General features: G+C 55.9%; 1 protein-coding gene. It reads left to right on the top strand.

Features of this window, described 5'->3' with window-relative positions; translation table 11 throughout:
- Positions 1–535, top strand: a 535-nt coding sequence (locus CWB99_RS24240; protein WP_171045425.1) for a hypothetical protein, incomplete at both ends; no start/stop codon positions are given.

Here is a 535-nt window from a genome sequence, read left to right as displayed (position 1 = left end):
ACATGACGCTAAATGTGTGGTGCAGCTGACCACCTTTGATGAATATGGTCGGGTGTTCCAGCAGTTTGATGACTATCGTCGTACCCGGGAGCGTGGTCGCTTTGTGGAAGCCCGTGGCCAGCGCTTATACTACAGCGCCGGACAGGTTGATAAAAAACAGGAAGCGCGAGAAGGCAACCGTGGCCAGCTGTACTATGTTGCCGAGTCGCACGATGCGGCCGGGCGGGTAACCGCCTACCAGAAAGGCCACTTTAGTATGGCGGTGGGCTATGACAGCCGCGGCCAGCTGAGCACGCTGGGGGTTGCTCAGAGCAGTGCCTATCGTTATATCCAGCAGCACAGCTACACTTTTGATGCGATGGGGAACCTGACCAGCCGGGCGCTGAACGCCGAAGACACGGCTACCACCTTTGAGTACGATATCCTGAACCGCGTTACCACAGTCAATGGTGTTGAGCGCTATGTCTATGACCCCAATGGCAATCTCAAGAACAAAGATGGCTGGACACAAGATTATGGCAAGGCAGGCGAGCCC

It is taken from the genome of Pseudoalteromonas rubra, from assembly GCF_005887095.1.
GTDB classification, from domain to species: Bacteria; Pseudomonadota; Gammaproteobacteria; order Enterobacterales; family Alteromonadaceae; genus Pseudoalteromonas; species Pseudoalteromonas rubra_E.
Note: the sequence above shows the minus strand (reverse complement) of the source record. Positions and strands in the feature narration are given on the sequence as shown.